The 22,748-nt window shown below is 68.3% G+C and carries 19 protein-coding genes; 16 read left to right on the top strand and 3 right to left on the bottom strand.

From position 1 onward, the window contains the following. The first annotated feature begins 2 nt into the window (after positions 1-2). Together lipA and ACOGI5_RS00540 are read left to right on the top strand one after the other, a co-directional pair. Positions 3-1,697, top strand: coding sequence for a lipoyl synthase (gene lipA, locus ACOGI5_RS00545; protein ID WP_419862525.1), 1,695 nt, complete (start codon positions 3-5; stop codon positions 1,695-1,697). A gap of 31 nt (positions 1,698-1,728) precedes the next feature. Continuing rightward, positions 1,729-2,580 carry a hypothetical protein gene (locus tag ACOGI5_RS00540; RefSeq protein ID WP_419862524.1) on the top strand — a complete coding sequence of 284 codons (852 nt, stop codon included), beginning with the start codon at positions 1,729-1,731 and terminating at the stop codon, positions 2,578-2,580. A 21-nt stretch (positions 2,581-2,601) separates the two neighbouring features. On the opposite strand, the gene ACOGI5_RS00535 is transcribed toward ACOGI5_RS00540, so the two are convergent. Continuing rightward, complete coding sequence (locus ACOGI5_RS00535) at positions 2,602-3,426, bottom strand: enoyl-CoA hydratase/isomerase family protein (RefSeq protein ID WP_419862523.1); 825 nt, start codon at positions 3,424-3,426, stop codon at positions 2,602-2,604. Between the two features lie 129 nt (positions 3,427-3,555). On the opposite strand from ACOGI5_RS00535, the gene ACOGI5_RS00530 reads away from it, so the two are divergent. The 6 genes from ACOGI5_RS00530 to ACOGI5_RS00505 all read left to right on the top strand — a co-directional run bounded on the left by ACOGI5_RS00530 (position 3,556) and on the right by ACOGI5_RS00505 (position 9,896). Beyond that, complete coding sequence (locus tag ACOGI5_RS00530) at positions 3,556-4,941, top strand: 4-hydroxyphenylacetate 3-hydroxylase N-terminal domain-containing protein (protein WP_419862522.1); 1,386 nt, start codon at positions 3,556-3,558, stop codon at positions 4,939-4,941. A gap of 55 nt (positions 4,942-4,996) precedes the next feature. Then, on the top strand, positions 4,997-5,944 hold the full coding sequence (locus tag ACOGI5_RS00525) for an ABC transporter ATP-binding protein (RefSeq protein WP_419862521.1): 948 nt from the start codon (positions 4,997-4,999) through the stop codon (positions 5,942-5,944). Continuing rightward, the gene (locus ACOGI5_RS00520) at positions 5,941-6,891 is read left to right on the top strand and encodes a hypothetical protein (RefSeq protein WP_419862520.1); all 951 of its coding nucleotides are present in this window, start codon (positions 5,941-5,943) and stop codon (positions 6,889-6,891) included. Before ACOGI5_RS00525 ends, ACOGI5_RS00520 begins: the two co-directional genes overlap by 4 nt. Continuing rightward, positions 6,888-7,913, top strand: coding sequence for an ABC transporter ATP-binding protein (locus ACOGI5_RS00515; RefSeq protein WP_419862519.1), 1,026 nt, complete (start codon positions 6,888-6,890; stop codon positions 7,911-7,913). Before ACOGI5_RS00520 ends, ACOGI5_RS00515 begins: the two co-directional genes overlap by 4 nt. Beyond that, positions 7,910-8,710, top strand: a complete 801-nt coding sequence (locus tag ACOGI5_RS00510; RefSeq protein WP_419862518.1) for an ABC transporter permease — start codon at positions 7,910-7,912, stop codon at positions 8,708-8,710. Before ACOGI5_RS00515 ends, ACOGI5_RS00510 begins: the two co-directional genes overlap by 4 nt. Positions 8,711-8,846: 136 nt before the next feature. Continuing rightward, entirely contained in the window at positions 8,847-9,896 is a 1,050-nt protein-coding gene (locus tag ACOGI5_RS00505; RefSeq protein ID WP_419862517.1) for a glycosyltransferase family 2 protein, read from the top strand. Here the strand turns inward: ACOGI5_RS00505 and ACOGI5_RS00500 are convergent. Next, positions 9,886-11,664, bottom strand: coding sequence for an acetyl/propionyl/methylcrotonyl-CoA carboxylase subunit alpha (locus ACOGI5_RS00500; protein ID WP_419862516.1), 1,779 nt, complete (start codon positions 11,662-11,664; stop codon positions 9,886-9,888). The genes ACOGI5_RS00505 and ACOGI5_RS00500 overlap by 11 nt on opposite strands. 81 nt (positions 11,665-11,745) lie before the next feature. On the opposite strand from ACOGI5_RS00500, the gene ACOGI5_RS00495 reads away from it, so the two are divergent. Together ACOGI5_RS00495 and ACOGI5_RS00490 are read left to right on the top strand one after the other, a co-directional pair. Next, positions 11,746-12,648 (top strand): biotin--[acetyl-CoA-carboxylase] ligase, encoded by a 903-nt coding sequence (locus tag ACOGI5_RS00495; protein ID WP_419862515.1) that lies wholly within the window; start codon positions 11,746-11,748, stop codon positions 12,646-12,648. 114 nt (positions 12,649-12,762) lie between these two features. Further along, positions 12,763-14,259: a leucyl aminopeptidase gene (locus tag ACOGI5_RS00490; protein ID WP_419862514.1), complete on the top strand. Its 1,497-nt coding sequence runs from the start codon at positions 12,763-12,765 to the stop codon at positions 14,257-14,259. 15 nt (positions 14,260-14,274) lie between these two features. Here ACOGI5_RS00490 and ACOGI5_RS00485 read toward each other — a convergent pair whose 3' ends face one another. Continuing rightward, positions 14,275-14,976, bottom strand: coding sequence for a hypothetical protein (locus ACOGI5_RS00485; RefSeq protein ID WP_419862513.1), 702 nt, complete (start codon positions 14,974-14,976; stop codon positions 14,275-14,277). A gap of 161 nt (positions 14,977-15,137) precedes the next feature. Between ACOGI5_RS00485 and ACOGI5_RS00480 the strand changes: the two genes are divergently transcribed. From ACOGI5_RS00480 to ACOGI5_RS00455, 6 genes are all read left to right on the top strand, one after another. Then, positions 15,138-15,971 (top strand): SIR2 family NAD-dependent protein deacylase, encoded by an 834-nt coding sequence (locus ACOGI5_RS00480; protein WP_419862512.1) that lies wholly within the window; start codon positions 15,138-15,140, stop codon positions 15,969-15,971. Positions 15,972-16,106: 135 nt separating this feature from the next. Continuing rightward, positions 16,107-17,270 carry a molybdopterin-synthase adenylyltransferase MoeB gene (moeB, locus tag ACOGI5_RS00475; protein ID WP_419862511.1) on the top strand — a complete coding sequence of 388 codons (1,164 nt, stop codon included), beginning with the start codon at positions 16,107-16,109 and terminating at the stop codon, positions 17,268-17,270. A 147-nt stretch (positions 17,271-17,417) separates the two neighbouring features. Next, on the top strand, positions 17,418-18,785 hold the full coding sequence (locus ACOGI5_RS00470; RefSeq protein ID WP_419862510.1) for an FAD-dependent oxidoreductase: 1,368 nt from the start codon (positions 17,418-17,420) through the stop codon (positions 18,783-18,785). Beyond that, positions 18,782-20,383 (top strand): LCP family protein, encoded by a 1,602-nt coding sequence (locus ACOGI5_RS00465; RefSeq protein ID WP_419862509.1) that lies wholly within the window; start codon positions 18,782-18,784, stop codon positions 20,381-20,383. Before ACOGI5_RS00470 ends, ACOGI5_RS00465 begins: the two co-directional genes overlap by 4 nt. Next, a complete protein-coding gene (locus ACOGI5_RS00460) occupies positions 20,380-21,759 on the top strand; it encodes a UDP-glucose dehydrogenase family protein (protein WP_419862508.1) in 1,380 nt (459 codons plus the stop codon). The genes ACOGI5_RS00465 and ACOGI5_RS00460 overlap by 4 nt, the downstream gene beginning before the upstream one ends. Positions 21,760-21,912: 153 nt before the next feature. Further along, a complete protein-coding gene (locus tag ACOGI5_RS00455; RefSeq protein WP_419862507.1) occupies positions 21,913-22,740 on the top strand; it encodes a hypothetical protein in 828 nt (275 codons plus the stop codon). Positions 22,741-22,748: the final 8 nt, after the last annotated feature.

Genomic DNA, 22,748 nt, shown 5'->3' with positions numbered 1-22,748 from the left:
CTGTGCACTCCGTGCTGCAGGTGCGCTGGCTCGGAAGGGTCGGCTTCCGCGAAACGCTCGACCTGCAACGGCGCCTGTGGGCGCACAGCGCGGGCAACTACCTGCTGCTGCTCGAACACCACCACGTCTTCACTGCGGGCCCGAGCGCAGACGAGGCCAACCTGCTCGTCGATCCCGGCGCGGTCGGCGCCGATTGCGTCCGCATCGACCGTGGCGGCGACTTCACGTACCACGGTCCCGGCCAGCTCGTCGGCTACCCGATCCTGACGCTGCCCGGTCGCCGCGGCGGGGGACTTGCGGAGACCGCGGCGTACGTGTGCGACCTGGAACAGGTGCTCATCGACGCGCTGGCCGACCTGGGGATGGGTGGCTGCGGCCGGTTGCGCGGCTACCCGGGGGTATGGCTCGATCTGGAAGGCACGCCTCGCAAGATCGCCGCCATCGGCGTGCGCCTCAGCCGCGGCCGCACGATGCACGGCTTCGCGCTGAATGTCGACACGGACCTGGCGTGGTTCGACCGGATCATCCCCTGCGGCATTCGCGACTTCCGGCCGACGTCACTGCAAGCCGAGGGCTGCGCAGCGACCATGCGCGAGGTGGCCGACGCGGTGGCCCGGCGTGCCGCCGAACAATGGTGCGAAGCGGGCTGCGAGCGAGCCGATGTGGCCTGGCGTCATCGGCCGCCAGACATGGGTGCCGATCTCAGCGCGTTCAGCCGGGGTCTGGGACCGGGACAACCGTCCGGACCGGTCGAGATCTCACCGCCGCGTAGTCGTGCCCGCCTGGCACAGGCAGGCGTCGACGGCGGGCTGCCGCTTGCAGAGCGAAAGCCGTCGTGGCTGCGTGCCTCGGTGGACCTCAACGACGGCTACCTCCGGCTGCGCCGCGTCATGCGACAGCACGACCTCGTCACGGTCTGCGAAGAGGCGGGTTGCCCGAACATCTTCGAATGCTGGGGTTCGGGCACTGCCACATTCATGCTCAACGGCGAACGGTGCACGCGTGCATGCGGCTTCTGCCTCGTCGACACTCGCCAGCCGGCACCGCTCGACCCTGGCGAGCCCTGCCGGGTGGCCGACGCAGTGGCCGAGATGGAGCTGGATCATGCGGTCGTCACCGCCGTGGCCCGCGACGATCTTCCCGACGGCGGGGCCGCCGCGTTCGCCGAGACCATTGCTGCCATCCGAGCTCGGTCGCCGGGCACGACCGTCGAGGTGCTGGTGCCTGATTTCGGCGGCGATGCCTCCTCGCTGCAGACCGTCCTCGATGCGGGTCCGGACATCCTGAACCACAACATCGAGACCGTCGCTCGGCTGCAGCGGGCCGTGCGCCCGTCCGCAGGCTATGCCCGCAGCCTCGCCCTGCTGGCACGCAGCGCTTCGGCGGGGCACGTCACCAAGTCAGGCATCATCGTCGGCATGGGCGAAGAGGACGCAGAGGTTGATGTCGCGCTGGCTGATCTGGCAGCCGTCGGTGTGAGCATCGTGACCATCGGCCAATACTTGCGTCCAACGAGTCACCACATCCCAGTGGCCCGTTGGGTGCCGCTCGCAGCCTTCGAGCGGTGGCGGGCGGTAGGCACTGCGCTCGGCCTCGACCATGTCGAGTCGAGTCCGCTGACTCGCTCGAGCTATCACGCCGCCGAATCCGCCGCGGCTGTAGAGCTCAGCGCCCGCGCTCGCCCCGTGCCGGCGTAGCGCGCCCCGGTCAGCGAGAGGCAGCACCGCTATGGCTGAGGGCGCACCGGTGGATGTGGCAACGGTGCTGTGCCAGTGGGCCGCAGGGGGCTTGGCGTACCTGTGGGTGACCACGCGGCGGCGCGAAGTCGGGCTCGGCTACGGCTGGCTGCTGCGTTCGCTGTACGGGGTGATCGCCGCTGTCGGGGCAGTCGCCGGACTCGTGTTCCAGCCCAACGCCGTGCGCGACGTGGCCTGCATTGCGATGGCGCTGTGCGCCGTTGCGACGCTCGTGCGCTCGGCCGTACCCAATGAGGCCGCAGCGAGCCATGACGTAGGAGTCGGGGATGCCGGCAGCGACGGCGGGGCACCGGCCGGCCCCGCCCCGAGGAGGACGATCGAAGGCTTCGACCCGCGCTGGGACCTCGCAGCGCCGCTCGCCGGAATGGTCGGGGTAGTGGCGGCAGGGCTCGGCTCGAGCGGCGACATCGCGCCGACGCTTCACCTAGCGCGGGTCGTCGTCGGCACTGCGTTCCTGGGCGTCGTGAGCAATTCGATGCTGCTGGGCCACTGGTACCTCGTGCAGCCCGGTCTGCGCCGGGAGCCGCTGCGGGAGCTGGTACGCCATCTCGGCGGCCTCTGGCCCATCGAGGTGGGACTGCTGCTGCTGCCTACCGGCATGATCGCCGTGCTGACCGGCAGCATCGACGACGGCTATGGCGGGCTGCTGGGCTGGTTCTGGGCTGCGTGCGCGGTCACCACTGTGGCGCTGGCCGCCGTGGCCATGGCGGCGCTGCGCGAGCGCCAGTACGCGGCCGTCATGGCGGCCACCGGGTTGCTCTACCTGGCGATCCTCACGGGTTTCGGCACCGACCTCGTGGCCCGCCTCACCCTCGCCGGCTAGCTCTGGTCAGCGGCTGAGCGGTCAGGTGCCTGTCCATTCGGGCGGACGCTTCTCGGCGAACGCTCGCCCGCCTTCCTTGGCGTCATCGCTGTCACCCACGATCTTGCGGATCGACTCGCCCATGCGCAGGGCCTCGGTCCAGCCCATGCGCTGGCTGCGCCACGCCACTTCCTTCACGGCCCGCACTGCAAGGGGCGCTCCCTGGCAGAGCCGCTCGGCCAGGGTGCGAGCCTCGTCCATGAGCGTGTCGTGGGGCACGACCTTCCACGCGAGCCCCAGGTCGCGAGCTTGCTCCGCGTCGAAGTTCTCGCCGGTCAGCAGGATCTCCATGGCGTTGGCCCAGCCGATCTTGTGCGGCATCCGCATGGAGCCCACGATGGTCGGCACGCCGATCCTCACCTCGGGCATGCCGAAGATGGCGCGGTCCGATGCGATGAGGAAATCGGCGACCAGGGCTCCGGTCAGGCCGTAGCCGATGCATGCGCCGTTGATGGCCGCGATGATCGGCTTGTACAGCTCGAGGCCGCTCTCGAGGCTGTTGATGGTCGGGATCTCGAAGTAGGAGCCCGACCACGTCCCTGCTGAGCCCCGGGTCGGGTCACGCAGGTCAGCGCCGGCGCAGAAGGCGCGGCCCTCCCCGGTCATGATCGCCACCCATGCGTCAGGGTCGTTATAGAACTCCATCCATGCGGCGTTCAGGCACTGTCGCATGTCGCCGTTGATGGCGTTCATCGCCTCGGGCCGGTTGTAGGTGATGGTGGCGATGTGCCCGTCGAGCTGGTACGTGGCAGCTGCGCTGGGGTCCGAGATGTCGGGCACGGGGCCCTTGTAGGAAGGATCCGTCATGGGTGCCGTTCTAGCGCACTGATCCCGGCAGCGGCCCCTGCTGCGTGCTGTGGCCCCGGTGAGCTCCGCAGCGCACCACTAGCGTGACTGCCGCTCGCGACGGCGACTGTGACGAATGGGGAGCTCACGATGCGCACCGGCCAGCAGTACAAGGAATCGCTCGCAGACGGACGCCTGACGTACTTCGAGGGCAAGCAGATCGACGACTTGGAGACCCACCCGATCCTGGGCCAGACAGTCGATGCGACGGCTGCGGGGTACGACCGCTTCTACGACCCGGCACCCGACGCCATGTCGCCCCTGATGACGGTGCCGCGCAGCGCAGACGACCTGCGCGAGATGATCCCCCTGCTGCATTCGGCGGGGATGATGGCGCATGTCACCTACACGTCCATCCAGACGCTGAAGACCGCCGCAGGCCGCATGGTGGACTCCAAGCCGGACTACATCGAGCGGATGGACGCCTTCATCGACGAGGCGCAGCGCGGTGACGTGCGGATCACCCAGTGCATCACCGACGCCAAGGGCGACCGCAGCCGGCCGCCGGCCCGCCAAGACGACTTGGACTCATACGTGCGCGTGGTGGATCGCCAGCGGGACGGCGTGGTGATCCGCGGCGCCAAGCTGCACATCACCGGTGCATCGTTCGGCCACGAACTGCTCACCATCCCCACCAAGGCCATGAAGCCCGGCGAGGAGGACTGGTCGATCGGCTGCTCGGTGCCGGTGAACGCGCCAGGCGTCAAGATCATCAACACCACCTACGCGCCGCGCCATGAGGACCCTCGGGCGTTCCCGGTATCGGGCGAGCACCACTATCCCGAGGGCTTCGTGATCTTCGACGACGTGTTCGTGCCCCACGAGCGTGTCTTCCTGGACGGTGAGACGCACTACGCCGCCGTGTTCGCCCATGCACTGGGGCTGTGGGAGCGCCTCGGCGGCCTGTCCGCCTTCGTGGAGGAAGCCGACCAGCTCGTCGGCTTGGCCCAGCTTGTGGCCGAGGCCAACGGCACGGCGGGGATCGGCCACGTCAAGGAGAAAATCTCCGAGATGATCATCCACGCCACGCTCATCCGGGCGACGCTCGAGGCCGCCATCGGGCACTGCTCGATCGGGCCAGAAGGGGCGGCGTTCCCCAACGAGCTGTACACCAACGCCGGCAAGTTCCACGCTGCCGCGAACTACAGCGCCATGGTGCGCCACCTGCACGACATCGCCGGGGGCGCCGTGCTCACCTCGCCAGTCCCGGCCGATTTCGAGAATCCCGATGTCGGCGCGCTGGCGCGCAAGTACATGTCCACCCGCAACGACGTGGACGGCGAGTACCGGGCACGGCTGATGCACACCATCCGGGACCTCACCGCCGACTCCTACGGCGGCTGGAAGTTCGTGACCAATCTGCAGGCCGGGGGCGGTCTGTACGCCCAGCGCATCGTGACGCGCAAGCACTATGACCTCGACGCCGCCAAGCAGAAGGCGCTGGCCGTGGCCGGTCTCGCCGACACCGAGCACTAATCCCCAATTGCTCCGCTGACAGTGGTCGCGAGGGCGGCTCGCCTAACTTGACGGCGTGAGCGAATCCTCATACGAGCCGGCAGTGATCGCCTCGACGACTTCGCTGACACAGCAGTTCGGATCGACGGTGGCGCTGGACGCGATCGACATTCAGATGCGGCCCGGCGTGACCGGACTCGTCGGGGCGAATGGTGCCGGCAAGACCACGCTGCTCAACGCGTTGCTCGGCTTGCGTCCGCCGACCTCGGGTTCGGCCACGGTGCTGGGGCTCGATCCACGCAGTCAGGGCGCCGCACTGCGCGCGCAAGTCGGATTCGCGCCTGAGCGCGACGTGCTTCCCGACGAGATGCGGGCCGTCGATTTTGTGCGCCATCTGGCACAGGTACGCGGCCTGCCTCGCAGCGAAGCCCGCACCCGGGCGTCGGACAGCCTGTGGCTGGTCGGACTCGGCGAGGAGCGCACGCGCACGCTCGGCACCATGTCCACCGGTCAGCGCCAGCGCGTCAAGCTGGCGCAGGCCGTCGCGTCCGACCCGCAGCTCGTGCTGCTGGACGAGCCCACCTCCGGGCTCGACCCGACGCAGCGCAGCGAGATGCTCACGCTCATCGGCGAGATCAGCAACGAGCACTCGGTCAACGTGATCTTGTCGTCGCACCTGCTCGAGGAGGTCGAACGGGTGTGCGACCACATCGTCGCCCTCGACGCGGGGCGCTTGGTTGCCGACGGGCCCATCGACGAGTTGGTCGGCGACGGCGACGGCATCACCTTGGAACTCGTCGACATCGCCGAGCCTGCTGGCTCGGTGGAAGCGGTCGAGCGCTCGCTTGCTCAGGCCGGCATCGAGGTGGAGCGCACTGGCACCACGCTGCGCCTCGGCGGCGCAGACCGAGATGAGCTCAGCGACCGGGCGCGCGATGCAGTCGCCGAAGCGGGAGCGCGCATCCGGCGCCTAGAGGCCCGCCAGCGCACGCTTGCCGACTTGTTCGAGGGTCCGACGATATGAGCGACGCCACCGGCGTCGGCATGCCGGCGACCGACGTCGACGACGACGCTGCGCAGATCCTCGATCAGCGGTACCGGCCCTACAGCGGCACCCGCCACCGGCTCGGCGGCGCCATGCGTGCCGTGGTCGGCTCGTCGGTGAGATTCACGCTCGGGCTGGGGCGGCCGGCCAGGCACAAGTTCCTGCCGTGGCTGGCCGTGGTGGTCGCCTTGGTGCCCGCCATCGTGTTCGTGGGCATCGCGACGGTGCTCGACATCGATCTGATCTCTGAGAACATCCTGCCCGAGTACCACCAGTACTACGGCTTCATCGAGGCGGCGCTGTTCTTCTTTTGCGGGATCGTGGTGCCCGAGATCCTGGTGGCCGACCGGCGCAACGGGATGCTCCCGCTGTACTTGGCCACCCCGCTGCGGCTGTGGAGCTATCTCGCTTCGAAGGCAGCCGCGGTAGCGGTGACGCTGGCAGTCATCACTGTGGGGCCGCTGCTGTTCCTGCTCGTCGCCTACACCATCGAAGGATCCGGTCCTGATGGGCCGGGGGATTGGCTGATCGTGCTCGTGCGCATTCTGGGCTCCGGCATCGCCATCGCCGCCACGATCACTGCCGCCAGCCTGGCGATCTCGAGCTTGACCGACCGGCGGGCATTCGCCGTGATCGGCGTCATCTTGCTGCTGCTGGGTTCCAGTCTCGTGACCAGCGTTCTGGTCGAAGTCGCCGAGATGGATGCCCGCATCTATGCGTTCAACCTGGGCGAGATGGGTGATGCGCTGAAGGACCGGATCTTTGGCGTCGGACCGCCTCCGCCGCTTGGCGACAACGAAGGCTCGCCTGGCCAGCGCATCAGCGAGCTGTCGACGCTGTTCGTCATTGCCGTGAACGCGGCGTGGGTGGCGGCAGGGGCGGCAGTGCTGTGGTGGCGCTATCGCCGCATTGAGGGGGGTAGATGAACACCCGACCTCGTCCCGCCCCTGCTCCGGCCCCCAAGCCTGACGGTGCCGGCGACGAGCGGGCGCTGGAGCCGACTTCAGGGGCCGCCGCGGCCCCCGCGCCATCCGCAGGCATGGTCGAGGTGCGCGGCGTATCGAAGTTCTTCGGCGATGTGGTTGCCGTGTCCGACGTGACCTTCGCCGTGCGTGCGGGCGTCACGGCACTGCTGGGGCCCAACGGCGCAGGCAAGTCGACGCTGTTCCGCATGATGTGCGGGCTCACCCCGCCATCGAGGGGAACAGTGCGCGTGCTGGGAGCTGACGCCAGGCGCGATCGCGACGTGCGAGGCCGGATCGGGCTGTCGCCGCAGCAGGACGCCTTGTTCGACCGGCTCGACGCGCTCGAGTTCGTGACGGTCGCAGCCGCCACGCAGGGTGTGGCGGATCCCGAAGCGGCCGGGCGACACGCTTTGGGCATTGTGGAACTCGACCCCGACGATCATCGGCCGGTGTCGGGCTATTCCAAGGGCATGCGGCAGCGCACCAAGCTGGCCGCCGCTCTAGTCCACGATCCGGAGGTGCTGATCCTGGACGAGCCGCTCAACGGTCTCGATCCGGTGCAGCGCCGCCGCATGATCGAGCTGCTCGAGGGCCTCGGCGCGCAAGGGCGTTGCGTGCTCGTGTCGTCCCATGTGCTCGAGGAGGTCGCCCGGCTCGGATCGAGAATCCTGGTGATCGCCCAGGGTCGCCTCGTCGCCAGCGGCGACTACCGCGAACTCCGCGAGCTGATGGACGACCGCCCGCACCGCATCAGCATCGAGGCCGACAGGCCCCGCGATCTCGCCGCTGCGCTGGTCACGTCAGGCACCGTCGTGGGAGTGCGCATCGACGGCGATGTGGTGGTGGCCGACACGCTGGAGGCGGACCGGCTGGGGCGCGAGATAGCACCGCTGGCCAAGGATCTCGGCGCCCGACTGCGGCAGGTCATCCCGCTGGATGAAGACCTCGAATCGGTCTTCCGCTATCTGGTTGAACGACGATGAGCGCTGGGCCCGACACGCAGGCGAATACGGAACAGCGGCGCCGTGTCGGCGCGCTGCGGGCCACGGCGTTGTGCTACCGGGTCCTCATCCGCCAGATTGTGTCCGCTGGCCGCCTGGCGGCGCTTGGTGCACTCGGGGCCATCATGGTCGTGGTCGGCTGGGTCGTGGGCAACTCGACGAACGGCGGCGGCCCCGAGAACACGGGTGCGCTGTTCAACGGCGCCAACTATGCCGACGGCTTTGGCTTGATCGTGATCGTGCCGATCGTCTCGCTGGTGTTCGCGGCCGCCTCGCTGGGCGATGTCCGCGATGACGGCACGCTCGTGTACCTGTGGCTGCGCCCCATGGGCCGCGCCCCGCTGGTGGTGGCTGCGGCGGCTGCGGCCGTGACAGTCTCGTTGCCGCTGTGCGTCATCCCGACCACGCTGGGCGGCTGGTTCGCGGCTGACTTCGTTGTCGATTCAGGAGGCGTCGCGCTGGGAGCGCTGGCCGCGGCGGCGCTGGGCACGGTCGCGTACTCGTGCCTGTTCGTGCTGTTGGGCCTGCTGTTCCGCAAGGCAGTCCTGTGGGGGATTGCCTACATCCTGCTGTGGGAGGGACTGGCCGTCGGCTTGGGCGATTTCGCCGAGCGGTTGTCGCTACGCGGGTACGCCCGCTCGCTGCTCTCGCAGATTGCCGATGTCAATCTCGGCTTCACGAACTACGGGCTGGTGACGTCCATCATCGTGCTCGCGGGTGTGTCGGTTGTCGGCCTCGCTCTAGCCGCCGTGCGACTCAGCCGCCTCAACGTCGACTGACCGCACTAAGGCGGGCAACCGGGGGTCATAGCTGTGGAGGCGGCAGGGAATTCTGCGACGTTGCGACCAGCTGGATCGCTGGTCGCAGAATTCCCTGCCGCCTCCACAGCGGGCGCGCGCCCGACACAATGGGCGGGTGCGTTTGGTGATTCAGATCCCCTGTCTCAACGAGGCAGAGACCCTGGGTCAGACCATGAGCGAGCTGCCGCGCCAGGTGGACGGCTTCAGCGAGGTGCTGTGGCTGGTCATCGACGATGGCTCCACCGATGACACCGTGAAGGTGGCCCGGAATCACGGCGCCGACGCCGTCGTCAGCCTGACGCAGAACAAGGGACTCGCCGTGGCCTTCGCCAGCGGTCTCGACGCTGCGCTGCGCATGGGCGCCGATGTCATCGTGAACACCGACGGCGACAATCAGTACGACGCGGGCGACATCAGCAAGCTGACCGAGCCGATCGTGGCCGGTCGTGCCGACCTGGTGATCGGCTCGCGGGACATCCGCAACCACCCTGAGTTCTCGCCGCTGAAGAAGCGGCTGCAGCGGCTTGGCTCGTGGACGGTCCGGCAGGCCTCGGCGACCGACGTGGCCGATGTCACCTCTGGATTCCGCGCCTACAGCCGTGAGGCTGCACTCGCAGCGAACGTCGTGTCCCGGTTCACCTACACGCTCGAGACGGTGATCCAGGCCGGCAAGTCAGACCTCGCGGTCACCGATGTGCCAGTGCGGGTGAACCCCACCACCCGGCCGTCGCGCCTGTTCAAGTCGAAGCGCCAGTACGTGCGCAGGGCCGCCAGCACCATCGCCCGCGTCTACACGATGCATGAGCCGCTGCGGGTCTTCGCGGTGCCTGCGGCACTGTTCGCCGCGGTCGGCCTCTTCCTGTTCGCCCGCTTCGGGTGGTTCCTGGTGACTTCGGACGGTTCAGGTCACGTGCAGTCGCTCATCATCGGCGCAGTTGCACTGCTCGTGGCCATGCAGCTGGTGATGCTCGGCGTCCTGGCCGACCTGCTGCGCGCCAACCGCGTCATCGCAGAACGAACACTGCGCCGCGTCCGCGCCATCGAACTCGACGTCGGCACGCTGCGGAATCATCAGCGGGTGGAGGGGGCGGAGTCTGCGACGTTGGGATCTGCTGGGTCACGGGAGCAGAGTCCGCCCCCTCCACCCGCCGCGTCTACGAAATAACGACCACAACGTCGCCGGCGCCCACCGTGTCGCCCGGCTCGACCTTGATCTCGGCGACGGTCCCCGAGCGGTCGGCGTTGATGCTGTTCTCCATCTTCATGGCTTCGAGCACCACCACCCCCTCGCCAGCAGTGACCTCCTGGCCGACCTCCACCAGGACCTTGACAATGGTCCCCTGCATCGGCACGGTCACCTGACCGGTACCGGCACCCGCCGATGCGCCGCCGCTCACTCGACGGGGGCGAGCCGACGTGTTGGCCGAATTGCCTGTGCCGGCCGAATTTGGCGGCGCCGATTCGGGCACCCACGCGCTCACCGCGAACCGCTTGCCGTCCACTTCCACCACGACATCCCGTCGCACGCGCGGCATGCCGTCGCCGTCGGACTCAGCGGGGGGTTCTGTGTCGGTCTTGCCGGAAACGCCGCTGAGATCGAGCCGTTCTTCCACCCACTTCGTGCTGTGGACACCGGCCTGAAAGTCCTCTGAGGCCATGATCCGCGCATGCGCCGCTGCAGTCGTCGCGACACCGCCGACGCTCAGTTCGCCGAGGGCCCGCTGCATGCGGCCTATGGCGGTCTGGCGATCGGAGCCCCACACGACGAGCTTGCCGATGAGGTTGTCGTAGTACTGGCTGACGGTGTCGCCTGCCTCATATCCGCCGTCCCAGCGAACGCCGAATCCGTCGGGCACCACCAGCGACGTCAGTGAGCCCGGAGAGGGCAGGAAGCGACCGCCGGCCGGATCCTCGGCATTGATGCGCGCCTCGATCGCGTGACCGACCGACGTCACCTCCGATTGCGTGAACGACAGCGGCTCCCCAGCGGCCACCCGGATCTGCTCGCGCACCAGATCGATGCCGGTCACCATCTCGGTGACCGGGTGCTCCACCTGCAGCCGGGTGTTCATCTCCAGGTAGAAGAACTCGCCGTCCTGGTAGAGGAACTCCACCGTGCCGGCGTTCGTGTAGTTGCAGCCACGGGCCACGGCGACCGCCGCGTCGCCCATCGCCTTGCGGACGGCATCGTCGAGCAGGGGCGCGGGACTCTCCTCCACCAGCTTCTGGTGCCGGCGCTGCGCCGAGCAGTCACGCTCGCCCAGCCACACGGCGTTGCCGTGGTGATCGGCCATGATCTGCATCTCGATATGGCGGGGCCAGGTGAGATAGCGCTCCATGTAGCACTCGCCCCGCCCGAAGAACGCCTCGGCCTCCCGCTGCGCTGAAGCCAGGGCGGCCTCGATCTCGTCAGGGCTGCCGACGACCTTCATGCCGCGGCCGCCGCCCCCGTAGGCCGCCTTGATGGCAATGGGGTAGCCGTGCTCATCGCCGAATGCGGCGACCTCGCCGGTGGAGTTGATCACCTCGGTGGTGCCCGGAACGCCAGCGACGCCAGAGCGTTCGGCGGCTAGGCGAGCGGAGATCTTGTCGCCCATCACCTCGATGGCCTCGGGCGGCGGCCCTACGAACGTCACGCCCCGCTCGGTGATGGCGCGGGCGAACTCGGCATTCTCGGAATAGAAGCCGTAACCGGGATGGACTGCATCGGCGCCACAGCGCGAGATGACATCGAGGATTGCCTCGGTGTTGAGGTAGCTCTCCGCCGCTGTCTGGCCGCCGAGGGCGAACGCCTCGTCCGCGAGCCGCACATGCATGGCGTCGCGGTCGAGTTCGCTGTACACCGCGACCGACGGAATGCCTAGCTCTCGGCACGCTCGGATGACACGCACCGCGATCTCGCCCCGGTTGGCGATGAGGAGCTTGCTGAACACGGATCAGGACCCCAAATTGCCGGACATAGATTGGCGACGCTATTGCTCGTCGCTGCGGTTCGCTACCGGTACTGTCGCTGCGTGCCTGCCGAGCGCGACCCGGGGGAATTCGACTCGCTGCACTTCAGCTCGGTCGCCGGCACTCGCTTTGCTGATGTCGAGTGGCGCGATGAGATCGGCTCGACCAACACCGAGCTGCTCGATCGGGCCCGCAGCGGGGCGCCCGAGGGAACGGTGCTGATCGCGGACCTGCAGACCGCCGGGCGCGGCCGCCGCGGCCGCCGGTGGACGGCGCCGCCGGGCACCTCGCTCATGATGTCGGTGCTGCTGCGCCCGCCGCCGGGCCCGCTGCCTCCCTCCCGAGCGGCCCTGGTGACGCTTGCGGTCGGGCTGGCCGCCGCTGACGCGTGCGAGCAGGTGAGCGGCGTGCGGCCGCGGCTGAAGTGGCCCAACGACCTCGTGATTGCCGGCCACGACGGGGCAGATCACGGCGCGGACCGCGACGATCGCAAGCTGGCGGGCATCTTGGCCGAGTCCATCACCACCCAGGGGCTGCTCTCGGCGCTGGTCGTGGGCATGGGCCTCAACACGGGTTGGCCGGAGGTGCCAGCGGAGCTCGAAGGCGTCGCCACCAGCCTGAACCTGGAAGCGGGGACACCCGTGGACCGCACGTTGCTGGCGCGTCGGGTGCTTGAGGGCACCGAAGCCCGCTACGAGCTGCTGTGCCGGGCCGGCGATGGCGCCGGAGCAGCCGCCGTGCTGGACGAGGCACGTCGGAACTCCGCCACGCTCGGCCGCCGTGTACGCGTCTCGCTCGATGCGCCGGCAAGCAATGGGCCCGAGTCTGGCGGAAGCTGGCTCGACGGCATCGCCAGCGACCTCGATGCCGAAGGCAGACTGCTGATCACCGACGATGCCGGGAGAGTCCACACGGTGGCGGTCGGCGATGTGGTGCACCTGCGCCCGGCGCGGCACGAAGCATGACCTCCGCTCGGCGCAGGACACACATCTGCTGCGTTGAGCGCCGGCGTCGGGTAGAACCGCAGTGCGAGCGACGCTCTCCGTCGCTGGTGACATCCCCGACAGAGCGAGGACGCCGTGCCGCTGACTGTATCGATTGACGCCTTCGAGGTCGTGACCGACCCGGCCGCTGCGCCGCCGACTGCCGCCTCCGACAGGCCGGTGCGCAGCGATGCGCTGGACACGCTGGGGGCCACGCCCAACTACCTGGCAGCCAGCGGCTTCGATGGCACAGCGGGCAGCACGGCGCTCATGGCCGGCATCGCCGACACGGCGGACGACACCATGCCCATTGCCGTCGGGCTCGGTTCCGACGATCTCACTGCGGCTGAAGTCCGCACGGCGGCAGCGAATCTCTGGCGGGCCGCGTCGAAGGTCGACTCGCTGACGTCGGCATTGGCGGCAGTTGCAGCCGACGATCTCGGTGCCGATGTCGCACTCGCGGCCGTCGTCGAAGGCATGCTCCTGGCCTCGTACGGATTCGACGAGCACAAAGGCGAACCGCCCGATGCCGACGCGCTCGGCCACGTCGTCCTCGCTGCGCCCGACGGCACTGACACCGCCGCCGCCGTCGCCCGCGCCGCAGCTGTGGCCGGCGGCATCGCACTGGCCCGCGACCTGGTCAACCAGCCGGCTGGTGCACTCACGGCCAGCGGCCTCGCCGATGCAGCGACTGAGGCCATCGAAGCAGCCGCCGCAGGCGGCGATCCCGCAGCAGGCACCGCATCGATCGAGGTGTGGGACCGCGAGCGGCTGGAGGCGGAGCGATGCGGCGGGATCCTCGGTGTCAATGCCGGCTCGACGGAGCCGCCGGCGCTCATCCGCATGCGCTGGCAGCCGGCCGCTGAGCCGCGCGCCACCGTGCACCTCGTCGGCAAGGGCATCACGTTCGACACGGGCGGGCTCAACCTCAAGACCTTCGAGGGCATGGAGTGGATGAAGATCGACATGGGCGGCGCTGCCGCGGTCATCGGGGCGATGAGCGCGATCGTCCGGCTGGCGCCCGATGTCGCGGTGACGGGCATCTGCTGCTGCACCGACAACCAGCCAGGACCCACGGCCACCAAGCCCGGCGACGTGCTGCACATCCGCAACGGCAAGACCGTGGAAGTGCTGAACACCGACGCCGAGGGTCGCCTCGTTCTCGCTGACGGTCTGTCGCTCGCAGTCGAAGAGGAGCCCGACCTGGTCGTCGACCTCGCCACGCTGACGGGCGCCTGCATGGTCGCACTGGGCGACAAGTACGCCGGGCTCATGGGCAATGACCCCGCAGCGATCGAACGTGCCCAGGCTGCGGCGCGGGACGCTGGGGAGCTGCTGTGGCACCTGCCCTTGCCGCCCGAGTACCGCGAGCAGCTTGACTCGCCGATCGCCGACCTGCGCAACATCGGCAAGAACCGCTACGGGGGCACGCTCCATGCGGGCCTGTTCCTGTCGGAATTCGTCGGCGAGACGCCGTGGGTGCATTTCGACATTGCCGGCCCCGTACGCACCGACGCGGACGCAGGCGAGCTGTTCCCCGGAGCGTCCGGCTTCGGTGTGCGCACGCTGGTGGAGTTGGTCTGCGGTTGGTGACACACCGCCGGGCGGCTAGCTGCGCCGACGCGGACGGGAGCGGGTGCAGTGCTGCGCCCATGCCCACGCCGTTGCCTCGTTGGCGGCATTGGGCGCGAGTCCCAGCGTCACCAGGCGTTCGGCTGACTCGTGCAGGCCGTGGCCGAGCATCAACATGCATGAAGCGAGCAGGCGGGACTCGCCGACCGAGAAGTCCGCACCCGCATCGGTGCGGGACCAGCGTCCGACCTCGTCACGGAGCTCCTGGGGCATCCGGTCGTACAGCCGGCGCGGCACGGGCGGAAGGCGCCTGCGCACTATCAGCACGGCGTCGTCGGTGAAGCACGCCAGATTGAACATGGCACAACGGTCGATGGTGCGCATGAAGCTGCTCGTGCGGCCGCCGCGGTGCTGGAGCCCGAGTCGCCGAGCGGTGGAGTCGAGATCCAGCTGCAGGTCTTCGCCTGGAGCCAGCTCGTCGAATTCCCGTGCCAGCAGGCGCAGAAGCCAGACGGCGCTCGGTCCCAGGATGGCTACCCAGAAGCGCTCCACGTAGGCCGAGCGCGGATCGTGGCCACGGCGCCACAGGCTGGGGTCATCCCACGGCCGCGCCAGCAGCACACGCAGCGGCTCGCCCTGCGCAGTCGCCGTGCCGCCGACGAGTTGCAGCGTGGTCGCCGCGGCGTCGCCGCTGGCGGCCCGAGGCGGGGGAGTCGTGGGCTTCTCGTCGGTTCTCATGCGGGTCTCCTTGGGCGTCTCGTGTCGCGTTCGGCCGCGATCGCCGTTCGTGTGCAATGCAACTGTTATATATCAAAAAATATTTATACATCATGAAATATGTTTTTAATCACACAAGACTGGGGGAACCCGGCACCCCGCGATCAGTCAGACTGTGAGGCATGAATCCAGCTGAGACGGGCACAGGGCCCGAAACGAGTTCTGGCACCGACGACGATGTCCGGACTGTGGCTGGGTGGATCGACGAGGCAAGCGCCATCACGGTGCTGACTGGCGCCGGGATCTCCACCGACTCGGGAATTCCGGACTTCCGCGGCCCCAATGGTGTCTGGACCAAGAACCCCGCCGCCGAGAAGCAGGCGACGCTGCAGAACTATCTGGCCGATCCGGAGGTGCGTGTGCTGGCCTGGCGGGCGCGCATGGATCACCGTGCGTGGGGTGCCGAACCCAACGACGGGCACCGAGCTCTCGTGCAGCTCGAGCGTCGTCGCAAGCTGGTGTCGCTGCTGACGCAGAACGTGGACGGGCTGCATCACGACGCCGGATCCGACCCCGACAAGATCGTCGAGGTGCACGGCACCATCCGCGAGGTTGCCTGCCTGGAGTGCGAATACCGCGCTGACATGGGGGTGGTGCTCGATCGGGTGCGGCTCGGCGAGGATGACCCGCCGTGTCCGCAGTGCGGCGGGATTCTCAAGAGCGCCACGATCAGCTTCGGCCAGCAGCTTGTGGCGCGAGACCTGCTGCGAGCACAGATCGCAGCGGAGAACTGCGACCTGATGCTGGCGGTGGGAACGACGCTGGCCGTGTATCCGATCGCTGCGGTGGTGCCGACGGCGAAATCGGCAGGCGCGCGTGTCGTGATCGTCAATGCGGAGCCCACCGAGATGGACCACCTCGCCGACATGGTGCTCCGCCGATCCATCTCCGAAGTGCTCCCCCAGATCTGCGGCGGCACTAAATCCCGACCAACTGGCTGGAGCGCTTGGGGTTGAGAATCGGCGCGATTGTGGGAGAACACACCGCGGGTGAAGAAAAGTTGACCTGATAGGTAGGATTTAGGGCCTGAGCCTGGTCGCAGGACTGGGCGCTATCGAACGCGACACCAAGCGACGAACAGGGAGGCCCCGATGCCCTCGTTCCGCGAACTGCTGACAGCGACCAAGCGCGAGATCACCGAGATCACGACGGCCACGGCGTCCGAGTGGATTGCCGGCCGTTCGCCCGTGGTGCTCGACGTGCGCGAGCCCGACGAGTACGAGCAGGGTGCGCTGGCCGACGCAATTCACATCCCACGCGGGCATCTCGAGGCGCAGATCGAGAACCGGCTGCCCGATCACGATGCCGAGATCATCGTCTATTGCGCAGGCGGCGTGCGTTCGGCTTTCGCTGCGAAGACGCTCGCTGAATTGGGATACCCGAACGCAGTGTCCATGGACGGCGGCTTCGGCCAGTGGAAGGACGAAGGCCGGCCATGGTCGACGCCGGCCTCGCTCGGTGCCGAGCAGCGCAACCGCTACCAGCGACACCTGCTGCTTCCCGAGGTAGGCGAGGCAGGCCAGCTCAAGCTGCTCGACGCCAGGGTGCTCATGCTCGGCGCTGGCGGCCTCGGCTCGCCTGCGGCGCTCTACCTGGCAGCCGCCGGTGTCGGCACGCTCGGCATCATCGACATGGATGTGGTCGACGAGTCCAACCTGCAGCGCCAGATTCTCCACAACGTCGACCGTGTCGGCGACCGCAAGGTGGACTCGGCCAAGAAGACGCTGACTGCGCTGAATCCCGACGTCAACGTGGTCACCTACGACACGCGGCTCGGCGCCGACAACGTGCTGGAGATCCTGTCGGGTTGGGACGTGATCGTGGACGGCGCGGACAACTTCCCGAGTCGGTACTTGCTCAATGACGCCTCGGTGAAGCTGGGCATTCCCGTGGTGCACGGCTCGATCTTCCGCTTCGAGGGCCAGGTCACCGTGTTCGATCCGCAGCATGGGCCGACCTATCGCGATTACCTGCCCGAGCCGCCGCCGGCGGAACTCGCCCCGTCGTGCGCGGAGGCCGGTGTGCTCGGGGTGTTGCCAGGAATCGTGGGCTCGATCCAGGCGCTCGAGACCATCAAGCTGATCCTCGGCGTCGGCGATTCGCTGTCGGGCCGCATCATCGCTTTCGACTCGCTGGAGATGACGTTCCGCGAGTTCCGGCTGCGTCCAGACCCCGCCAATGAGGTCACCTACGACAACCGCGAGCGCATCGCCGTCAGCGAGCTCGACGGACTCTGCAGCCCCACGCTGAACTGAGCTAGTCGCCAGAGGCTGAGCCGGACGGCGAAGCCGTGGCCCGAGCGGCCCGTGAGCCCGTATCGAATCGAAGTCGGGAACAAGAGCGGGAAGTAAAGGACGGCGCGACGGCAGTGGCGCCAGAGAGCACCGGTACGCTGCGAGTCCATGGCCCAGAAGCGCTTCGTCGTGATCGGCGGTGGCCCGGCGGGTCACGCGGCAGCCACCTATGCGGCGCGCTACGGCGCAGACGTGACACTCATCGAGCGCGACATCGTGGGCGGGTCCGCCCACCTGCGCGATTGCGTGCCATCCAAGACCATGATTGCCACCGGCTCGGCGCTCAGCTTTGCCGGTCATCTCGACGAGCTGGGTCTCGCAAATGTGTCCACGTCGGTGGACACCCCGCACCTTCGTCAGCGCATCGGCGACATCGAAGACCGCCTCGCCGAGGTTGCCCGCCAGATGCTGGTCAGCCAGGGCGTGCGGATCCTGTCGGGCTCGGGCCGTCTGCTCGGGCCTAACGAAGTCTGCGCAGACACCGCCGACGGGGCGGTGGAGCTGTCGGCCGATGTCGTCGTGCTGTCAACCGGCAGCCGTCCCCGCATCCCCGAGTGGGCGCCCATCGACGGCGAGCGGGTCCTGACCACCCGCGACGCTTATCCGCCCGCAGAGCTGCCCGAACATCTCGTGGTGGTGGGCTCGGGGGTGACCGGTGTCGAGTTCGTGCACATGTTCACCTCGCTGGGCTCCCGGGTCACGCTGATCGTGAGCCGGCAGCAAGTGCTGCCCCACAAAGATCCTGAAGCTGCCGCGGTGCTGGAGCAGACCTTCAGCGATCTCGGCGTCGCCATGCTCAAGGGCGCACGTGCGGTGAGCATCGTGCGGGACGGCGACGCGGTCGAGGTGGTGTGCAGCGACGGCCGCACGGTACGGGCCACACACGCCCTGCTCGCCATCGGCTCGATCCCCAACAGCGACGGCTTGGGGCTGGAGAACACCGAGGTGCGAGTGGACGGCGAGGGGTACGTGGAGGTGGACCACAACCTGTGTTCGTCGGTGCCGAGCATCTATGCCGCAGGCGACCTGTCGGGCAAGCTGCCGCTCTCGTCGGTCGCAGCGATGCAGGGCCGCAAGATCGTTGAGCACGCGATGGGCCTGCACGAGACCCGGCCGCACCGCCATCTCGACTACGACAAGGCGGCTTCGGCCATCTTCACCGAGCCCGAGATTGCCGATGTCGGGCTCGCCGAGGCGGAGGCGTTCGCCACAGGCCGCAAGATCCGTGTCACGAAGGTGCCGTTCGGTGCGAACGCCAAGGCGCTGATCGAGGAGAATCCCCGCGGCTTCGTGAAGATTGTCTCCGACCCGCTCACCGGTCAGGTGCTGGGCGGCTCCATCGTGGGCCGGCATGCGGCCGAGCTGATCTCCGTGGTGGCACTCGCCGTCAGCGCGAACCTGCGAGTCCAGGACATCGCCGAGAGCCTGTTCGTGTACCCATCCCTGAGCGAGGCCCTGTCCGAGGCAGCTGAGTGAGCCAACGCAGCTGGCGGGCCCGCCTCATTCTGGTCTCGCTGGCGGTATTGACTCTCGTCGGGGCGATCGCGACGGGTGCGTCTGCATTCGTGCTGCTGCAGCTCGGACGGATCGAACGACACGAGCTGGCCGATGTACTGACATCCGCTCCCCAGCGGCCAGTGACAGCGGCCGACGTGTTGATCGGCCATTCGCGCACCGTCGCGGCGAATCCTGACGGCGTGACCGGCGGGGGCGTCGCGGGCCTTGGCGACGACTCCAGCGCTGACGATGTCGTGTCCGGCGGCGAGCAGGATGAGCTCTCGGGCTCGTCAAGCGCCGGTAGTCTTGCTGCGGGTGAGCCGGTGCTGCCGGGCGGGCCGGCCGGGGAGAACTACCTGCTTGTCGGCACCGACAGCCCACTGGGACTCGCTGCCGACGATCCGCTGCGCGCCGGCCACTCGGATCACAATCGGCTGGCGGATGTCATCATGGTGATCCGTCTGCGCGACGACGGCACCGCAGCGATGATGTCCATCCCGCGCGACCTGGCGGCAGAGATCGCCGGCACGAGCGACATCGCGGGCACCGGCGTCATCGCCAAGATCAACAGCGCCTACAACCGCGACCGCACCACCGCGGGGCGCGCTGCCCGCCTGATCGACACCGTCGAGGAGAACCTCGGCATCACGCTGCAGCACTTCATCGAAGTGGACTTCCAGGCGTTCCTGAGGCTGGTGGACGCGGTGGGCGGCGTCGAGATGACCTACGACCGACCGTTGCGTGATCAGCCGCAAGACAACGCCACCGATCAGACGCAGAGCCGGAGCGGGTTCGTCACTGGTGCGGGCACCCATCTCCTCGACGGCAGGCAGGCGCTCGCCTACGTCCGCAGCCGTCATCTCGAGGAACAGCTGCCTGACGGAACCTGGCAGCAGCACGGAGCCTGGAACGATCTTGCCCGCACCAACCGCCAGCGCGAATTCATGCGCACCGCCGCTGCGCACGTCGCACCGGCGTTGCTCGCCAACCCGATCAACCTGCTCGCAGTGCTGGACATCGCAGCCGACCACCTGTCCACGTCCGACACGCTGGGAATCGTGAGCGACGGCCGGAGACTTGCGAACAAGTTCGCCGGCATCGATGTCGATGCTGACATCGAGGATTACCAGCTGCGGGTCGTGGACGTGCACGAGCCCGTGAGGTGGTCGCTCGGGCTTGACCCGCAGCGTGCAGAGCACAATCAACGCGTGCTGGAGGTATTCCGGGGCATCGGCTGGGACGACATCGTCGAGTCGCGCGTGCGGGTGCAGGTCACCGGGACGGCGCGGCACCAGGTGGCTGCCAGGCTGAGCGAGCTCGGATTCAATGCAGAAGCGGCGGGGCCGGTGCCCGAGGGCACCTCGCACGATCCTGGGGCCACCGTCGTCTATCTGGCCCCGCAGGGACGGCTCGCGGCTGGGCTGCTGGCCAGTCACCTGCTGCCTGTGCCAGAATTCGCCGGCCATGCCGAGCTTGACGCAACCACGGTGATCCTGCATGTCGGCGATGAACCGCCGCGCATCGATCCCGGTTACCGGAGAGTCGACGTGCCCTCGGCCGATGAGTTGACGTCATGAGCGGCACATCGCCCGGGCCCGAACACCGCATCCTCGTCGTCGGCGCCGGCTACGTCGGACTCACGACGGCCGCGTGCTTCGCCCACCTCGGCCATGACGTCATCTGCGCGGACATCGACCGGGCCAAGGTGGCGTCGTTGTCGGCCGGCGTGGTCCCGATACGCGAAGCCGATCTTGATCGCCTCGTCGCCGAGGGCATTGCCGAACGTCGCCTGCGGTTCGTGATCTCGGCCGAATCCGTTGCAGCCACGTGCGATTTCGTCTTCGTCTGCATGCCGACTCCGCTGCGTGCCGATGGCGAGACCGAGCTCAGCTACTTGCTGGCGGCACTCGATTCGGTGGCGCCGCGGCTGCGGCCCGGCTCGGTGGTGGTGACGAAGTCGACGGTGCCGGTCGGAACCGCACCGAAGATTGCCGCGGCGCTCGGGCGCACCGATGTGGCGTTGGCGTCGAATCCTGAGTTTCTGCGGGAAGGCTCGGCGGTGGCCGATTTCCTCTCTCCTGACCGGATCGTCATCGGAGCCGAGGATCTCTCGGTAGCACGCAGGGTCGCGGCGCTGTATGCCGGCGTAGAAGCGCCGGTGATCCTCAGCGATCCCACGTCGGCCGAGACCGTCAAGTACGCGGCCAACGCGTTTCTGGCCGCCAAGGTTTCGTTCGTGAATGCGCTCGCCGCCGTGTGCGAGGCGGTCGGCGCCGACGTTGACACAGTGCTCGCCGGGGTGGGCACCGATCACCGCATCGGCTCGGCATACCTCCAACCCGGACCCGGCTGGGGCGGCTCGTGCCTGCCGAAGGACACCCGTGCCCTGGTATCGGTCGCCAACGACGCTGGCTACGTCTTCGACTTGCTCGAAGGTGTCATCACGGTCAACGAGCAGCAGCTCGACCGGGTGGTGGCGAAGGTCGCCCGGATGGTCGGGGGCGAGCCCGGCACGGTGACCGATCCCGATGCCGGCGACGGAGCCTCGGGATCTGTCGACCTTGACGGTGTCGCTGTGGCCGTGATGGGCCTCACCTTCAAAGCTGGCACCGACGATCTGCGCGGTTCTCCCGCACTGCGAGTAGCCGAGCGGCTCGGCGCGTCGGGCGCGCGCCTCGTGGCGTATGACCCGGCGCTGGTCAATCTCGACGACCGTCCCGACATCGTTTCGCAGCTGCCAGCGGCCCTAGACGTTCGAGGATCGGCGTTCGAGGCCCTGCATGGTGCCGATGTGGCAGTCGTGCTCACCGAGTGGCCCGAGTTCGCTGCCCTCGACTGGGAGCGGGCAGCGTCGGAGATGGCGGCGGCGCGTGTCGTGGACGCACGCAACCTGCTCGACGCCGACCAGCTGCGCGCCGCAGGCTTCGCCTACGAGGGCCTCGGCCGCCGCTAAGCGCCCACGCGGCAAGGCACTGCCGCGATAGCTGCGGGGGCGGCAGTGAGCTCTGCGACGTTGCGACCTGCTGGATCGCGGGAGCAGAGGGCGCTGCCGCCCCCGCAGCGGGCGCACCCATCGGCGCTGAGCGCCGGTAGCTTGTCGCCCCGTATGGCGAGATCAGCCGCTGCCAAGAAGGTTGCCAAAGCAGCGAGCGCCGGCGGGAGCGGCAGGAGCTTTCGCCCCCGGCGCGACATCCTGTTCCCGGCGGCAATGCTGCTCGTCGTCCTCTTGGGCGTCGTGCTGATCCTGGTGGCCCGCAACGAGCGGTCCTCGAATGCGCCGGCAGGCCCGCCGCGCCTCGGCGATCACTGGCACTCGCTCTACGCGATCTACGACTGCGACGATTTCATCCTCGACCTGTACCCGAACGACGTCGATGACCAGTCGGGCATCCACACGCATGGTGACGGGCTCATCCACATTCACCCCTTCCACACCGGCGTGACAGGTCAGTTCGCCACCGTGGGTGCATTCATGCGGGAGATCGAGTTCGAGTTGACCGACTCGAGGATCGAGCTGCCCGACGGGACCATCCTCGACGAGTCCGGCGAGGGCTGTGCATCGCCCGATCCCGACAGCGACGATCCCGACGTCGCCGAACCGGGCGCAGAGCTGCGGATCATGCGCTGGGAGACCCTGCAGGCGGAAAAGGCGCTCGCGTTCACCGAGGATCTGCGCGATGTGCGCTTCCTCGACGATGGTCAGATCTTCGTGTTCGCATTCGTCCACCCGAGCATCGAGAACGCAGACGTTCCGCGACCCGACGACGCATTCCTGCGGGCCTACCTCAATCTGCCGCCCGAGGATCAGCCGCTGATCGACGGTTCGACCGAAGAGGGACCGGTACTTGACGACGGCAGCGACAGCGAGCCGGTCGAAGGCGACCTTCCTGCCACGTCGGGGCCCGCGGAAACCTCCGAGCCCGCAGAGGGCTAGCCCGCGGC

The organism is Candidatus Poriferisodalis sp., from assembly GCF_965208925.1.
GTDB lineage: Bacteria > Actinomycetota > Acidimicrobiia > Acidimicrobiales > Poriferisodalaceae > Poriferisodalis.
Note: the sequence above shows the minus strand (reverse complement) of the source record. Positions and strands in the feature narration are given on the sequence as shown.